Origin of the sequence: Rhodococcus sp. 06-470-2, assembly GCF_002258235.1 — a bacterium.
Classification (GTDB): domain Bacteria; phylum Actinomycetota; class Actinomycetes; order Mycobacteriales; family Mycobacteriaceae; genus Rhodococcoides.
The window spans coordinates 21,979-36,403 of sequence record NZ_NOYB01000011.1 but is presented as its reverse complement, the minus strand read 5'-3'; the positions used below and the strand labels follow the sequence as shown (position 1 = coordinate 36,403).

Below are 14,425 nucleotides of genomic sequence, written 5' to 3'. Positions count from 1 at the left end.
TACCGACCATGCGTCATGTAACCGCCTCGGTGATGGGTCCGACGGCGAAATATGCGACGAACAGCAACGCGACGATCCACAACAGGGGATGAACCGACTTCGCGCGACCGGAACCGACCGCAAGTACGACCCAGGTGATGAAACCGACGCCGATCCCGTTGGCGATGGAGTACGTGAAGGGCATCACCACGATGGTCAGGAAGGCGGGCAGTGCGTAGTCGAACCGGCGGAAGTCGATGTCGAGGACCTGCCCGATCATCAGGGCACCCACCACGACCAGCGCAGGCGCAGCCGCCTCGATCGGAACCACGGCCGTGAGCGGGGTGAAGAACATGGCCAGCAGGAAGAGCAGTCCGGTGACGACGTTGGCCAGTCCGGTACGCGCCCCCTCGGCGATTCCGGACGCCGATTCCACGAACACCGTGTTCGACGACGCCGAAGCACCGCCTCCCACGATCGCTCCTGCTCCCTCGACGACCAGTGCCTTTCCGATGTTCGGCAGGGTCCCGTCCTTGTCCAGCTTCGCTTCCTTGCCCAAGCCGGTCATCGTGCCCATCGCATCGAAGAAATTCGCGAGCACCAGCGTGAAGACCAGCAGGCTCGCGGCGAGCACGCCGATGCGCGTGAACGCTCCGAAGAGATCGACGTTGCCGACCAGCGACAGATCGGGAGACTGCACCAACTGGCTCGGCAACTGCGGCACCGACAGATTCCACCCCTTGGGGTCGACGCCGTTGGAGGGCCCCACATCGGTGACGGCCTCGACGATCGCCGCGAAGATCGTCGTGACGACGATGCCGATCAGCAGTCCGCCGCGTACCTTGCGCACCACGAGCACACCCATCAGCAGCAGCCCGAACACGAAGATCACCGTCGGCCACGACGCGATGGACCCGTCGATACCGAGCCCGACGGGAACCGTCGTGCCTGCGGCGTCGGGGATGCGACGCACGAAGCCCGAGTCGACCAATCCGATGAACGCGATGAACGCGCCGATACCGGCGGCGATCGCCGCCTTCAGCTCCGGCGGGATCGCATTGAATACCGCGGTGCGGAACCCGGTGACGGCCAGCAGCACGATGATGATGCCGTCGATGACGACGAGCCCCATCGCCTCGGGCCACGTCACCTGCGGCGCGATTGTCACCGCGAGCAGGGTGTTGATGCCGAGGCCCGCTGCGATGCCGAAGGGGTAATTGGCGATGATGCCGAAGGCGATGCTCATGAATCCGGCCACGAGCGCCGTGACGGCGGCGACCTGGGCGACCGGCAGAATGTTGCCGAGTACGTCCGTCTTGGCCGCTGCGTCGTCGGCGGAGAAGCTGCCCAGGATCAGCGGATTGAGGACGACGATGTACGCCATGGCCACGAACGTGACCACGCCACCTCGAACCTCGGATCCGACCGTCGAGCCGCGTTCGGTGATCTTGAAGTAGTTGTCGAGTAGCCGCGACGACAATTGCATGAGCGAACGATAAAGCACACCGAAGCAGTTGGGTAACTGCAGCGACGCAACCGAGACCAACGCAGTGGCGTAGCGTGATTTCGTGGCCCACCTCCCCCAGATTCCGCGCAGCCTCACCGATCCGGTGCCGGTGTTGACGATCGGCATACTCGGCTGGATCGTCGCGCTGGTGGTGTTCACCGCCACCGGAGAGCGCACCGACGACGCACTGGCGACGTGTTGGTCCGGTATCGCCGTGGGTGCAGTAGGGTTCGGAATCTTCCTCGCGCAGAGAGCGGCGTCACGTCGCGGAAGCAAAACCGCCCAACGAGGCCTCGATTGAGATCAGGATCACGTTAGCCCGGTCACCGCACCGCCCCTGACGTGGGCAAACTAACCCGTCAGCCGGTTGAGTAACACAAAGTTAACGTGGACCATGGGTTATGTCAGTTCAGATAACCACTAGATCCACGAAAGCCAGGCCATGAAGCTCGTCTCTCAGTACCGCAACCGCCGCAACCACGTCCGCTCGCTCCGCGCCCTCTACGCACGCGCCAACGCTGTCTCCAGCCCGGCCATGCGCGACGAGCTGCTCGTCATCGCCCAGCGCTCCGATTTCTCGCGCTGATCAGCCTGACGGCATAGATCGACCCCAGCCCCCACAGGGCACCGAACACCCAGCCGGCCAGCACGTCCGTGGTCCAGTGCGCACCCAGGTAGATCCGAGAGAATCCGATCAGCAGGGACGCGACCACAGGTAGTACGAGCAGGGCCGGCCGATGCAGCCACGGAGCAGGCGATCGCAACATCACCGCGATCGCCACCGTGGCAAGCACCATCGACACCATCGCGTGGCCCGACGGAAACGAATGGCTCGCAATGTCCACCAGCCGCTCCGGAATCGGTGGACGCTCCCGCGCGAACGCGAATTTGAGCGCATTCATCAGACCCCACCCGGTCAGCATCGAGCCCGCGACGACAACGGCATCCGATCTGCGTCCGACGCGAAGCAACGCACCCACGATCACCGTGGACAACAGAAACATCGACACCGTGTTGCCCACCGTGGTGATGATCCAGAACATCGTCGTGACCCAACCGACTCGATGCTCGACCATCCAGTCCAGGATCACACCGTCAAGCCCCACGAGGTCGCTCCCAACTCTGCGTGCAGTGGACCGTTCCGTCGGCGGTCACCCACCACGGCACTTCTCGATCTCCGCTCACGTCACCGGACAGCCGAACCACCAGCTCGTGATGGACCACCACCCCTCCTGACGGCAGCGGCAATCCCATTACGGCACAGGCCAACACGGCTCCCGGTTCACGATCCCACGAGCTGACGCGTCCTACGCCGATCACTTCTCCGCCGATCGCCTCCGACGCCTGCCCGACGTCCAGAACATCGGCCAGTGCGGCAGCGGTTGCCATGTCCGAGAGCACGGCGACCTCCGGCGGCACCACGCTCGCCAGCCACGGAGCGTCGATCACCAGCGCATCCGACGCGTCCACGACTGTGCCGCCGAGCGTGCGGACGCGATCCGGTGGATCGATGTCCGAGACCTCGATGCGTTGCTCTGCAACAGCGGTGGCGATGAGCGTGTGGGTTCGCGCGATCACCGCGGGAGTCGGGGTGCGCTGCGAATCCGACAGCGCCGCCAGCAACACGCGGGCAGTATCGGCGTTCTCGCAGTTCGACGCACTGAGCACCGCCCGCAGTTCGTCGGCACGCGGATGATCCAGCGGATCGAGCAACCCGGCGAACGTCTCGTCCGAAGGCGCTCGGAACTCGATCGGACGCGAATCGTGCAGTCGTGCATGACGCCTGAGCCACCACGCGGTGTAGCCCTCACGATCGACCAGTGCCGCACAGGTAACGGGATCGTCGAGTAGCACCGTCAGGGCCTCGGTCCATGCGTCAGATCGAACGAGGTCGAGATCCCGGACCGCGAGAAGTGTCTCCGGCTCATCGGACAGACTCGACCACCACGCCGCCTCGTCGTCGAGATCGTGATCAGGCCCGGTCGGCAGCTCGTCACGCACCACCGAGAATCCCCACCCGACTCCCACTGCACGCAGCGCACGCTCACCGAACCTGTCCACCACCGCGGACGCGAGAACACCGAACGGCGAGTCCTGAACCAGCAGATCCGCCAACGGCGCTCCGGGAAGCAACAATTCGTCGGCGCTGCGCAATTCGCCCTCGTCGTCCGCGAGGGGCAGGCCGCCCAGCCAACTCGGTAGCTCACCCGCCTCTCCCGCCAGCGCGAGCACGGCATCGACCAGCCGGTCGACCTCCTCGCTCTCGTCCCAGTCGAGATCGTCCAGAGCCGCCTCGAGTGCCGGGTCGCTGAGCAGTTCGGTCGCAGTCGCCTCCCGAGCACCCAAGCGTGTGAGCAGCGAACTCACCGCGTCCGGATGCACCAGCCGGACCCAGGTGACCGCGGCAGAGGCATCGGAGCCGATCACCGTCGTGCGCGGGCCGGTCACCGTACGACCGTCTGCGAGCGGAACAGGCAGCGCGGCAAGCTCTTCCGCAGCCACGCCATCGACCACGAGCGGGGTCAAGGCGTCGTACACTCGCCGCCACCAACTCGGCTCGCGATCGAGCCCACCGACCATCTCCGCCAGCCTCGCCAACCCGATCCGGCGCACACCCACCGCCGACAGCGCCGATGCATGCCGCGCACCCGACAGCGACGCGTCGACCGGATTCGGTACGACGTCGACCAGCGCCGAGACGAGTTCCTCGGTGGCGTCCGCGATGACGTTCGCCTGCTCGGGCACGAGGTCACGTCCGTCGGCACCGGGAAGCCATGGCGCACTGGACAATCGACGGAAGATCAGTTCACGCAGTGCGCCGTCGACCTCACTGCGCGCGAATCCGACTTCGGGTACGAACGACGCCTTCGACCCGGCAGGCAGCGAGGCCACGAAGTCCGGGTACCCGTGCGCTACCGCGTCGAACGAGACACCCGGCAACACGCGCCGCCGATCGGGCTGCATCGGCACATCGGCAATGACCAACGCGGGCAACGACATCAGCTCGTCCGAGCGAGTCGGCGCGCGCAAGACGTCGGGCGGCGAGGGAACGGGCACACCGTCGACGACCGGAGCGAGCCAGCGCGCCGCCGGGGTGACGAACTGCCGCCAAGTTCGCGATCCGATCGTGATCTCGGCGCTGCTGTCATCGAGTGTCGTTCTGACGCAGTCGATCACGACACCATCGATCTCGATGGAGTTCAGCGCCTCCAGTTCGAGCAGCAGGTCGACCGCCTCGTCCGCGAAGCCCGCGGCGACAGAATTCGCTGCCGCGTCGGCTCGCACCGTCAGCACGATCTCGGTGTCGAACCCATCGGTGGGCGGGACGGCGACCGGCCACGCGAGCCGCAGCACCGGCACGCCGGTGTCGGGCGTACGCATGTCTCGCTCACGCAGCGCCTCGAGCGTGCGATGCGCGCTGAACATCACGCCGCCGTTGCGGGATCGCACCTCGATCTCGTCGGACACCGACCGCACGGCGGTGAACCCGACCCCGAACTGTCCGACGCCCGAATCCGCAGCAGTCTTGCCCGACGCCCTCAAGGCGGTCAACGCATGCACACCCGAAACATCCAGCGCAGCACCGGTGTTGGCCACATGGACGGCACCGGCGTGATCGGTCCAGACCGCCATGCGACCCGGGACACCGGCGCGTCGGGCAGCATCCGCTGCGTTCTGCGCGAGCTCGGTCAACAGCCGGTCGCGGTAGCCCCCGCGCACCAGATCGGACTCGGACGCCGAATCCTCCCGAAGCCGGGTGGGCGACGAGCCCCACGCCGCGAGAACAGACTCCCGCAACGACCCGGTATCGAACGGATCGATCAGCTCGGAGATGCCGAATCCTCTTCCTGCGCAGCGCGATCGGTGTTGGTCGTGGCATCATCGGCCACTGTGTCGGCCTCGTCGGACGCAACGAGATCGGCAGCCGCGGACTCTACCGGGGCAGCCTCGGTGACTTTCGTCGTCTCGACGGTGTCGGTCGTCTCGACCGTATCGGCCGATTCAATTGTCTCGACAGAGTCCGCTGTCTCGACGCTGTCGGCGGTCTCAACGCTGTCGGCGGTCTCGACGCTGTCCGTTGTCTCGACGCTGTCGGCCGGCTTCACCGGGGGAACCGGCGTTGCGATGACGTCGAGTGCTGCGTCGTCGTACGGCTCGAATTGTGGCGATCCGGCCCCGGTGGGGAGTTCGGTGTCGGAGTGCGCACCGCAGCCGTACTCGGCGTGCACCACGCGTCCGTCGGCGGCGAATTCGTTGCCGCACACCCCGAATGCGGCCGACAGCGAGCCGGCGATGGGGAGATAGAAGCCGCAGAGCCCGCAGGTCGACGGCGCCGCCTTGGCCATCTCGGTATCGGGACCGTAATCACCGTCGTGCCACCGCTGGGCAGCGTCGAGGCGTCCCTCGAGGCTGGTGACCTGTGTTCGGCCCAGACCGATCTCGCCTGCCACCTCGTCGATCGCAGGGTCACCGGATGCCATGTACCCCGGCACGAGCCGCGGATCGTTCTGACGCGGAGAGAGCAGATCGCCCGGTCCCAGGTCGCCGGGACGGATGCGCTCGTCCCACGGCACCCAGGACGGAGCCACGAGAGCATCGGGGCCAGGAAGCAGAACCAGCTCACTGATCGTGGCGTGGTCCGCGTCCTCCGGGGCGGCGACCACGACGGCCCACTGCCATCCTCGGTACCCCTCGAGATCGCTGGCGAACCGGTGAGTGGCCGCACTGGCGTCCTCAGCGGTGACCCCGAGGTACTCCCCGACACCGCCCTCTCCCAGGTCGAGCAGAGCCTGCCGCGCGAGGTCCACGGCATCGGCCAAGACGGGGCGGATGGAATCGAGCTCTGGAGAAGATACGAAACTCACACATTCAGTTTGCCGCATCGACTCGGTGACGCCCAGTTCGGGCTGCCATCATGGGTGCAATGACCGCCAGCGCTCGCACCTACGCCGCCATAGTCACCTCGCTGCTGGCTGTGTCCGCCTGCTCGTCGTCGACGCAGCCGGCCCCGGTGACCTCCGACTCGGTCCCGGCCCTGACGACAGAGATCGTGCGCGAATACGACCGCGGCGACGACGCATTCACCCAGGGCTTCGAGATCGACGGCGACGTCCTCTACGAGGGCACCGGACTGGAAGGATCCTCGTTCGTCAGGCGGACCTCGCTCGAGACCATGACCGAACTCGATCGCGTGGATCTGCCGACCGACCTGTTCGGCGAAGGCATCACCGTCGACGGCGACACCCTGTGGCAGATCACCTGGCAGGACGGCGTCGCGATCGCCCGAGACCCGAACACTCTGGCCGAGCGACGCCGGGTGAACTACGACGGCGAGGGCTGGGGGCTGTGCACGCAGACACCGGACGACCGCCTCGTGATGAGCGACGGCTCGTCCACCCTCACCTTCCGCGATCCCACGTCGTTCGACGTCGAGTCCACCGTGAACGTCACGCTCGACGGCAATCCGGTCGAGCGACTCAACGAACTCGAATGCGCCGACGACGGATCGGTGTACGCCAACGTGTGGCAGACGTTCGACATCATGCGCATCGATCCCGCGACCGGCACGGTGACCGCCGTGATCGACGGCACCCCACTGTGGAATTCGATGTCGGCCACCGAACGAGGCGGTGCCGACGTGTTCAACGGCATCGCACAGATCCCCGGCACCGACCGGTTCCTCGTGACCGGCAAATACTGGCCCAAGATCTTCGAGGTGCGATTCACCGATACCGCGCCGGTAGGACAGAATTGACCCGTGACCGATCCACGTCTCCCCCACACCCCACCGGGTGCGGACGACCCCGAGCGCAACGGTGCTCCCGACCCCACCGGTCACTCCGCAGGCTCCGCTCCCGACCCCACCGAGCACCCCGGTCTGGCGAACTACCCGCCCGCTGTTCCCCTGACGTCCACCCATGTTCCGAGTCGGCGTCAGCCGTTGCCGCCGTTGCACCCGCCGCGGACCGAGCAGATCACTGCCGCGCGTGGCAGGGCCGGCGCACGCAAGCCGCCGCCGATGCCCAAGAAGCTGACCGTCACCCGCGTCGCCGCCATGCGCGGCCGCGAGCTGACCGGCAAGGGCATCGCGTCCTTCCAGCGAGCCGCGAAGGCGGACGGTGCCGACAAGTCCGGTCTGACCGCGCTCACCTACGCCACCATGGCGAACTTCGCTTCGGACGCCGCCCTGGCGATCGCATTGGCCAACACGCTCTTCTTCTCGGCTGCCACCGGTGAGGACAAGACCAAGGTCGCGCTGTATCTCGTCATCACCATCGCACCGTTCGCGCTGATCGCGCCGCTCATCGGGCCACTGCTCGACCGATTGCAGCACGGCCGTCGCATCGCGCTGGCCACCTCGTTCGGGTTGCGCACCGTGTTGGCGGTGGTGCTGGTGTTCAATTTCGACAGCTGGGTGTTGTATCCGGCCGCGCTCGGCATGCTCGTCCTGAGCAAGTCCTTTGCGGTGCTCAAGAGCGCGGTGACGCCGCGAGTACTGCCGCCGGAGATCGACCTCGTTCGCGTCAACTCCCGTCTGACGGTGTTCGGTCTGCTCGGCGGCACCATCGCTGCCGGCGCGCTCGCCGGCGGCATCGCGTTCGTCGCAGGTTCACCGGGAGCCCTGTGGTTCGTCGCCGCGATCACCGTGCTCGGCGCGTATCTGAGCATGCGCATCCCGTCCTGGGTCGAGATCACCGAGGGCGAAGTGCCCGCGACCCTGAGCTACCACGCCGATCAGCACGGTGGACGCGATTACGCCGGAAGCGGTGCCCCGACCGAGAACCTCCGCCGCACGGTCTCGGCCCCGCCGACGTCGGGCAGCACCAAGAACCGCAGACAGCCCCTCGGCCGCGCGGTCATCGTCGGTCTGTGGGGCAACGGCACCATCCGGGTTCTCACCGGGTTCCTCACGCTCTACATCGCGTTCGTCGCCAAGTCCCGTACCGAACACGAGCCGCTTCAGCAGGCTGCGATGCTCGGTCTCGTCGGGGCCGCCGCCGGTCTCGGCAACTTCTCGGGCAACGCGCTCGGTGCCAGGATCAAGCTCGGTCGGCCGTCCCTGGTCGTCCTGCGATGCACCATCGCCGTGACCGTGGTGGCCGTGGTCGCTGCCATCACCGACAGCCTGCTGACCGCGGCGGTGGCCGCGCTCGTCGCGTCGAGCGCCAGCGCACTCGCCAAGGTCTCCCTCGACGCGTCGCTCCAGGCCGACCTGCCGCCGGAATCGATCGCGTCGGGATTCGGCCGCTCGGAAACCGTCATGCAGCTGTGCTGGGTCCTCGGCGGCACGCTCGGCGTCCTGCTCCCCACCGAGTACTGGCTCGGTTTCACGGTGGTCTCGGTGTTGCTTACGATCGGGCTCGTGCAGACATTCCTCACCTACCGCGGCAGATCGCTTCTGCCCGGCTTCGGCGGCAACCGCCCCGACCACGTCGAACAAGAAGTGTCCGACGGTTCCTTCGGCGAAAACGTGACCAAGTGAATCTCGCTCCCCGTACCAAGAAGATCGCCGCCCTGACCGTCGCTGGTCTGTTCGTCGTCGCCGCCGCGTTCGTCGCGGTCCTCGCACTGTTGATCGGGAACGCACCGGAGAAGGAACCGACCGTCTCCGCCTACGCCAACGGCCGGGCCGTCGAAGTGGAGCCGTACCTGTACTGCGCCGTCACCGACCCGCTGTGCACCAATGTCGGCGAGACGACCGAAATCGAGGTCGGCAAGGCCCCGACGGTGCAGCTCTCACTCCCCGAGGCCGTCTACTCGGCACCGTGGGTGCTGGCCCGGGTCTACGGCGACGACAGCGGGAACGTCGTCGAGGACAGCGAGTTCAACGAACCCGGAACCAGGCTCAGCGTCACGGTGCCCACCACGGACGACAGCGACCGGACCCTGCTGGGGATCGAAATTCGTCTGCCCACCGGCATCATCGACACCGACACCAATCAGGAGGGCTTCGTCAGCCACGCCATCTGGTCGATCGGCACGCGCCCGTAGTTCCTCCCCGGGATCAGCTGTCCAGCTCGCGGGCGACGGCCCGGACCACCTCGGAGATGCGCTGCGCGATCTTGCGGTCCGGGTACTTGCCCTTGCGGAGCTCGGGCTGCACGGTCGCTTCGAGCAGCGTGATCATGTCCTCGACCATCCCGTGCAGTTCGTCGGGAGTGTGCTTGCGCTCGACGGGTTCGCGGCGGGTGCTGCCGGTGTTCTGACGCACCGACGGTGCGGGCTCGAGGACCTTCAGGCTCAGTGCCTGCGGCCCGCGGCGGCCCGCGGCCATCCCGAACTCGACCCGCTGGCCGGCTTTGAGGCCTTCGACGCCCTCGGGCAGCGCCGAGGAACGCACGTAGACGTCCTCGCCTTCCTCCTGCGAGAGGAATCCGAATCCCTTGTCGACGTCGTACCACTTCACCTTGCCGGTCGGCACTGAGCTCACCCGTTCATCTGTTGCTGTCGTTAGTTGCGTTGGTCGTGGGACCGATGGTCGGCCCGCACAAGTTTCGCGCCCCACGAGAACGTAGGACGCGAATACTTCAGTCTAGCGCGGTGAGCCCGGATAGAGCATTCGAGTTGTTCCCGCACCGTGCTCCTCACAGCGCCCCGCTTCGCACTACCGTGGGGTACGTGGACACAACGACCCGTAAGAGCAGCACCGCCCTGCTGCGCATCGCGCTGACCCTGTTCGCGATCGGCCTCGTCGCCATCGTCGCGATCCTGATGTTTCCGATCTTCTCCGACGCCAAGCCCCCACTGGGGCTGTATCTGACGGCCATGTTCTCCGCGCCGACCGGCTTCCTGCTGGCCCTGGTGTACGCGCTGGCATCCGGACGACGGGCGCGCTGACCATGCGATTGATTCTGAACATCATCTGGCTGGTCTTCGGCGGCCTGTGGCTGGCGCTCGGCTACTTCCTCGCCGGACTGCTGCTGTGCATCCTCATCGTGACGATCCCGTTCGGGATCGCGTCGTTCCGCATCGGCGTCTACGCGCTGTGGCCGTTCGGGTCGACGATCGTCGACAAGCCGGGGTCCGGATCGGGCGCGCTCATCGGGAACGTGCTCTGGCTGATTCTGGCCGGTTGGTGGTTGGCCCTGACTCACGTGCTCACTGCGCTCGCGATGGCGATCACCATCATCGGCATCCCGTTGGCGATCGCGAACCTCAAGATGATTCCCGTATCCCTCATGCCCCTCGGCAAGGACATCGTTGCCGTTCGGTGACCTCTCGAACGAGGCGACGCCGATGTGACTTCCATCACATCACGCTCGGGTAACGGACAGGCAACGGACAGGGGTTCAATGCCCGGCACGTCCACTAGCTGGGCCGACTCGAGAGACCCGAAACAGGTACGAAATGCGCTCTCGACGACGCCCCGAAATCGACAGTTACCAAATAGTGACGTAAGGCGGGAATTTCAGTACGGTCAGCAGCGGCCGGAAAGTTCGGCCGAATTCCGGCCCGCAGCGCCAAACCTCGTCCCGCGGGAACCGGAACACCCTCGACGATCACCCAGGGGACGAGGACGGGGGACCCACGTCCTCCACGGACAACCGGGAAGTTGTAGCGGCTCACGAAGCCGCCCCGACTTCCCTTGGGGTTAAGCCCAATTGCTCATTCCGAGGAGTGAGCGAAAAGGCCGGGCTACCTCTCAGCCCGAACCCGACAGCTGACCTCGCAGGCGCGTGTGGAGAGGATTTCAACTCGTATGAGCGGACGTCATCGCAAGCCGAGCACCACTGGCAAGACCGTCGCGAAGGTGGCAGTCACCGGAGCCATCATGGGCACCGCGAGCATCGCCTTCACCGGCACCGCCAACGCGGCACCGGATTCCGACTGGGACCGCCTGGCACAGTGTGAAGCCGGCGGCAATTGGGGCATCAACACCGGCAACGGCTTCCAGGGCGGGCTGCAGTTCTCCCCCAGCACCTGGAACGCACACGGCGGCCAGCAGTACGCGGCCACGGCCAACCAGGCCAGCCGCGAAGAGCAGATCGCAGTGGCGGAGAAGGTCCTCGACTCGCAGGGCTGGGGCGCATGGCCGTCCTGCTCCTCGAGCCTCGGCCTGAACAGCGCGCCCACCGAGCGCAGCGTTCCGGTCACCCCGAAGGCACCGGAGGTTCCCGCTCTCCCCGACCTCACGTCCATCCCGGCCGTGGACAGCTCGGCCGAGGTCGTCGAAGGCATCGTCACCGCCGTCCAGAACATCACCAACGATCCGCAGATCGCAGCGTTCGTGCAGAACGCGGCTCAGGGCATCCAGCTCGATCCGCAGATCGTGAACTTCTACCAGGCCAACAAGGCATTCCTGCCCCAGTAGGCTGCACGGCAGTTCGAGCTCGTACGAGAAAAGCCCCCGACGATCGTCGGGGGCTTTTTCGTGTTCGAGGTCCGCAATCAGCGATTGACCACGGTCACCGGGTGGGCATACGGCAGGTCTTCGACGGGCAGCGGGAACTCGGTGTCCTCGCCGAAGGGTGACAAGCCACCCGATCGAGCGGACGAGAGTTCGGTCACCGCGTGGTCACCGCGAGCGGTGTCCGGCCAGCCTGGATCGACATAGGGCTTCTTCGACTTGTTCACCATGGGCCCATTTTGACACCTGCCCTGCGGCGAGCACCAGCCCAGGTCTCTAATCTGATAGACGATGACCGACACGACTGCGCACCGACACACCGACACGCCTCCTGATCTGCCGCAATGGATCGCAGCTCGCAGCGACGCCGAGCTGATCAAGGCCATGTCGCTGCGTCCGGATCTGACCGCGCCGCCGCCCGCATCCCTGGCCGTGCTGGCCGGACGGGCCGAGCAGCGCCGATCGATCCTGCACACCGCGGACACCCTCGACACCCTGGCCCTGACGATCCTCGAGATCCTCGCCATCGAGGAAGCGTACGAACGACCCGTCACTCGCGCCGCGCTGCTGGCAGTGATCGCCAAACGCGCACCGGCCAAGAGCGTGGACAGGGCACTGGCCCAGCTGCGCGAACGCCTGCTGGTGTGGGGCGATGCAGCCGGCTTCCGAATCAGCGCCACCGCGGCGGACGCGGTGCCGTGGCGCATCGGCCGCGCACTCGACCCGGTCGACAACCTCACCGAATCACACATCACCGCGGCTCTGGCCGAGCTCGGCGACGGCGAACGCAGCCTTCTCGACACCCTCGCCAGATCGTCCCCGACCGGCCGCACCCGAGACGCCGCACCGGGAACACCGCCCGATCGACCCGTCCAGAAGCTGCTCGCCGCAGGCCTACTGATCTGGTTGGACGAGCAAACCGTCGAGCTTCCCGTCCAGGTCGGGCAGATCCTGCGCGGCGAACCGATGTCCGACCCACGCTCGCTCGCCGAACCCAAGCTCGCCACCAGCACCTATTCGCTCACCGATGTCGACGCCGCTGCCGCGGGAGAGGCACTGGAGCTGAACCGACACTGCGTAGCCGTGATCGAGGCGTTGTCGGCCTCGCCTGCACCCGCCCTCAAGGCCGGCGGCCTCGGAGTGCGCGAGCTCCGCAAGATCACCAAGGCCACCGGCCTCGACGACGATCGAGTGAGCATCCTCGTCGAGTTGCTGGCCGCCGCCCATCTCATCTCGAGCGGAACACCGGACCCGGTGCCTGCGTCCGACAACGGCGACGACTACTGGGCACCCACACCCGCCGTCGACGCGTGGCTCACCGCGGCCCCCGCTGCCCGCTGGCACACCCTCGCCTCCGCCTGGCTCGAAGTGCCACGGGCACCGTGGGTCATCGGGATGCGTGACCCCAACGACAAGCCCATCGCCGCCCTGTCCGACGAAGTCCGATCCCCGGCCGCGCCCCGGGATCGACGGATGATTCTCGAGTTGCTCGCCGAACTCGGCAGCGGACACGCAGCGCAGCCCGCCGATCTCGCCCGCACCCTGGCGTGGCGTCGACCCCGGTGGTCGGGACGCTTCGGCGTCACCCCCGTCGGACATGTTCTCGCCGAAGCAACGGCTCTCGGCATCGTCGCCCGCGGGGCGATCTCGACCCCGGGACGCTCCCTGCTGCACGACGGCAACGCCGAGGCCGACATGCGCGCGACGCTGCCCGAGCCCATCGACTACGTCCTGGTGCAGGCCGACCTCACCCTGGTGGCACCCGGACCCCTCGAACCCGAACTACAGGATCGAATCGAACTGGTCGCCGACGTGGAGTCCGCGGGCGCAGCCACGGTGTACCGGATCAGCGACACCAGCCTGCGCCGCGCCCTCGACGTCGGACTGACCGCCTCCGAACTGCACTCGTTGTTCGCCACCCACTCGCGAACGCCGGTACCCCAGGCCCTGACCTACCTGATCGACGACGTGGCTCGTCGGCACGGCCGCCTACGAGCGGGCGTCGCCGCGTCGTTCGTTCGATGCGAGGACCCGGCCCTGCTGGCCGAGGTGATGGCGTCGCCGGCAGCCGAATCCCTGGCCCTGAGGGCACTGGCTCCGACCGTCGCGATCTCACAGGCCCCGCTCGCCGAGGTGCTCACGGTCCTGGCCGGGGCGGGATTCGCGCCTGCGGGCGAGGACTCGTCCGGCACCATCGTCGATCTGCGTGCCCGCGGGTCGAGGGTATCGGCCAGGCGGCCACGCCAGACGTTCCGCACTCCGGCCGTCCCGACCGAGGAACAGCTGGGTTCGTTGGTGCGTGGAATGCGCGCAGCCGACAGGGCGGCAGGCAACGGCGGCGCGGTGGTGCGCGCCGACGGATCTCGGGCCAGCAGCACCGCGACGATGACGCTGCTGCAGACCGCGGCGAAGGTCAAACGGAGCGTGAGCATCGGCTACGTCGACGCCCAGGGCGTGGCCACCCATCGCATCGTCGATCCGATCAGCACCGGCGGCGGCCAACTCGACGCGTTCGACCCCGCAACCGGTGGGGTTCGACGCTTCACCCTGCATCGCATCACCTCGGTCGCGTTGGTCGAGTAGACCGGGCT

Annotated in this window: 15 protein-coding genes and 1 riboswitch; of the genes, 9 read left to right on the top strand and 6 right to left on the bottom strand. The window is 66.9% G+C overall.

What is annotated here, in order from left to right; genetic code table 11:
• Positions 1 to 13: 13 nt before the first annotated feature.
• Positions 14 to 1,465, bottom strand: a complete 1,452-nt coding sequence (locus CH276_RS07050; RefSeq protein ID WP_032395850.1) for an NCS2 family permease — start codon at positions 1,463 to 1,465, stop codon at positions 14 to 16.
• 82 nt (positions 1,466 to 1,547) lie between these two features.
• On the opposite strand from CH276_RS07050, the gene CH276_RS07045 reads away from it, so the two are divergent.
• Positions 1,548 to 1,787 (top strand): DUF2530 domain-containing protein, encoded by a 240-nt coding sequence (locus tag CH276_RS07045; protein WP_094631145.1) that lies wholly within the window; start codon positions 1,548 to 1,550, stop codon positions 1,785 to 1,787.
• 141 nt (positions 1,788 to 1,928) lie between these two features.
• Positions 1,929 to 2,072 (top strand): hypothetical protein, encoded by a 144-nt coding sequence (locus CH276_RS28415; RefSeq protein ID WP_155289340.1) that lies wholly within the window; start codon positions 1,929 to 1,931, stop codon positions 2,070 to 2,072.
• Here CH276_RS28415 and CH276_RS07040 read toward each other — a convergent pair.
• From CH276_RS07040 to CH276_RS07030, 3 genes are read right to left on the bottom strand one after another with little or no spacing between them, the layout of a single operon-like run.
• On the bottom strand, positions 2,041 to 2,592 hold the full coding sequence (locus CH276_RS07040) for a phosphatase PAP2 family protein (protein ID WP_176459147.1): 552 nt from the start codon (positions 2,590 to 2,592) through the stop codon (positions 2,041 to 2,043). The genes CH276_RS28415 and CH276_RS07040 overlap by 32 nt on opposite strands.
• Positions 2,582 to 5,284 carry a sacsin N-terminal ATP-binding-like domain-containing protein gene (locus CH276_RS07035; RefSeq protein ID WP_254924290.1) on the bottom strand — a complete coding sequence of 901 codons (2,703 nt, stop codon included), beginning with the start codon at positions 5,282 to 5,284 and terminating at the stop codon, positions 2,582 to 2,584. The genes CH276_RS07040 and CH276_RS07035 overlap by 11 nt, the downstream gene beginning before the upstream one ends.
• A 23-nt stretch (positions 5,285 to 5,307) precedes the next feature.
• Positions 5,308 to 6,369 carry a DUF3027 domain-containing protein gene (locus CH276_RS07030; RefSeq protein ID WP_094631143.1) on the bottom strand — a complete coding sequence of 354 codons (1,062 nt, stop codon included), beginning with the start codon at positions 6,367 to 6,369 and terminating at the stop codon, positions 5,308 to 5,310.
• Positions 6,370 to 6,401: 32 nt separating this feature from the next.
• Here CH276_RS07030 and CH276_RS07025 point away from each other — a divergent pair, with 32 nt between their 5' ends.
• From CH276_RS07025 to CH276_RS07015, 3 genes are read left to right on the top strand one after another with little or no spacing between them, the layout of a single operon-like run.
• A complete protein-coding gene (locus CH276_RS07025) occupies positions 6,402 to 7,241 on the top strand; it encodes a glutaminyl-peptide cyclotransferase (RefSeq protein ID WP_094631142.1) in 840 nt (279 codons plus the stop codon).
• Positions 7,242 to 7,244: 3 nt separating this feature from the next.
• The gene (locus tag CH276_RS07020; RefSeq protein ID WP_217901407.1) at positions 7,245 to 8,969 is read left to right on the top strand and encodes an MFS transporter; all 1,725 of its coding nucleotides are present in this window, start codon (positions 7,245 to 7,247) and stop codon (positions 8,967 to 8,969) included.
• The gene (locus CH276_RS07015) at positions 8,966 to 9,478 is read left to right on the top strand and encodes a DUF2771 domain-containing protein (protein ID WP_032395853.1); all 513 of its coding nucleotides are present in this window, start codon (positions 8,966 to 8,968) and stop codon (positions 9,476 to 9,478) included. The genes CH276_RS07020 and CH276_RS07015 overlap by 4 nt, the downstream gene beginning before the upstream one ends.
• A gap of 13 nt (positions 9,479 to 9,491) precedes the next feature.
• Here the strand turns inward: CH276_RS07015 and CH276_RS07010 are convergent, their stop codons facing one another.
• Entirely contained in the window at positions 9,492 to 9,908 is a 417-nt protein-coding gene (locus CH276_RS07010) for a cold-shock protein (protein WP_008719325.1), read from the bottom strand.
• Between the two features lie 197 nt (positions 9,909 to 10,105).
• On the opposite strand from CH276_RS07010, the gene CH276_RS07005 reads away from it, so the two are divergent.
• The 3 genes from CH276_RS07005 (at position 10,106) to CH276_RS06995 (ending at position 11,798) form a co-directional block, all read left to right on the top strand.
• Positions 10,106 to 10,324 (top strand): hypothetical protein, encoded by a 219-nt coding sequence (locus CH276_RS07005; RefSeq protein WP_032395854.1) that lies wholly within the window; start codon positions 10,106 to 10,108, stop codon positions 10,322 to 10,324.
• A 2-nt stretch (positions 10,325 to 10,326) separates the two neighbouring features.
• A complete protein-coding gene (locus CH276_RS07000; protein WP_032395855.1) occupies positions 10,327 to 10,701 on the top strand; it encodes a YccF domain-containing protein in 375 nt (124 codons plus the stop codon).
• Positions 10,702 to 10,977: 276 nt separating this feature from the next.
• A riboswitch (cyclic di-AMP (ydaO/yuaA leader) is annotated at positions 10,978 to 11,178 on the top strand.
• Positions 11,179 to 11,186: 8 nt separating this feature from the next.
• Positions 11,187 to 11,798 (top strand): resuscitation-promoting factor Rpf1 domain-containing protein, encoded by a 612-nt coding sequence (locus CH276_RS06995; RefSeq protein WP_032395856.1) that lies wholly within the window; start codon positions 11,187 to 11,189, stop codon positions 11,796 to 11,798.
• A gap of 77 nt (positions 11,799 to 11,875) precedes the next feature.
• Here CH276_RS06995 and CH276_RS06990 read toward each other — a convergent pair whose 3' ends face one another.
• Positions 11,876 to 12,064 (bottom strand): hypothetical protein, encoded by a 189-nt coding sequence (locus CH276_RS06990; RefSeq protein WP_032395857.1) that lies wholly within the window; start codon positions 12,062 to 12,064, stop codon positions 11,876 to 11,878.
• A 61-nt stretch (positions 12,065 to 12,125) separates the two neighbouring features.
• On the opposite strand from CH276_RS06990, the gene CH276_RS06985 reads away from it, so the two are divergent.
• Positions 12,126 to 14,417: a helicase-associated domain-containing protein gene (locus tag CH276_RS06985; protein ID WP_094631141.1), complete on the top strand. Its 2,292-nt coding sequence runs from the start codon at positions 12,126 to 12,128 to the stop codon at positions 14,415 to 14,417.
• Positions 14,418 to 14,425 lie beyond the last annotated feature (8 nt).

Bases quoted from the DNA above. Each gene is read 5' to 3' on its own strand.
- CH276_RS07050 (WP_032395850.1), bottom strand. From the start codon at position 1,465: ATGCAATTGTCGTCGCGGCTACTCGACAACTACTTCAAGATCACCGAA.
- CH276_RS07000 (WP_032395855.1), top strand. From the start codon at position 10,327: ATGCGATTGATTCTGAACATCATCTGGCTGGTCTTCGGCGGCCTGTGG.
- CH276_RS28415 (WP_155289340.1), top strand. From the start codon at position 1,929: ATGAAGCTCGTCTCTCAGTACCGCAACCGCCGCAACCACGTCCGCTCG.
- CH276_RS07030 (WP_094631143.1), bottom strand. From the start codon at position 6,369: ATGCGGCAAACTGAATGTGTGAGTTTCGTATCTTCTCCAGAGCTCGAT.
- CH276_RS06995 (WP_032395856.1), top strand. From the start codon at position 11,187: ATGAGCGGACGTCATCGCAAGCCGAGCACCACTGGCAAGACCGTCGCG.
- CH276_RS06985 (WP_094631141.1), top strand. From the start codon at position 12,126: ATGACCGACACGACTGCGCACCGACACACCGACACGCCTCCTGATCTG.
- CH276_RS06990 (WP_032395857.1), bottom strand. From the start codon at position 12,064: ATGGTGAACAAGTCGAAGAAGCCCTATGTCGATCCAGGCTGGCCGGAC.
- CH276_RS07025 (WP_094631142.1), top strand. From the start codon at position 6,402: ATGGGTGCAATGACCGCCAGCGCTCGCACCTACGCCGCCATAGTCACC.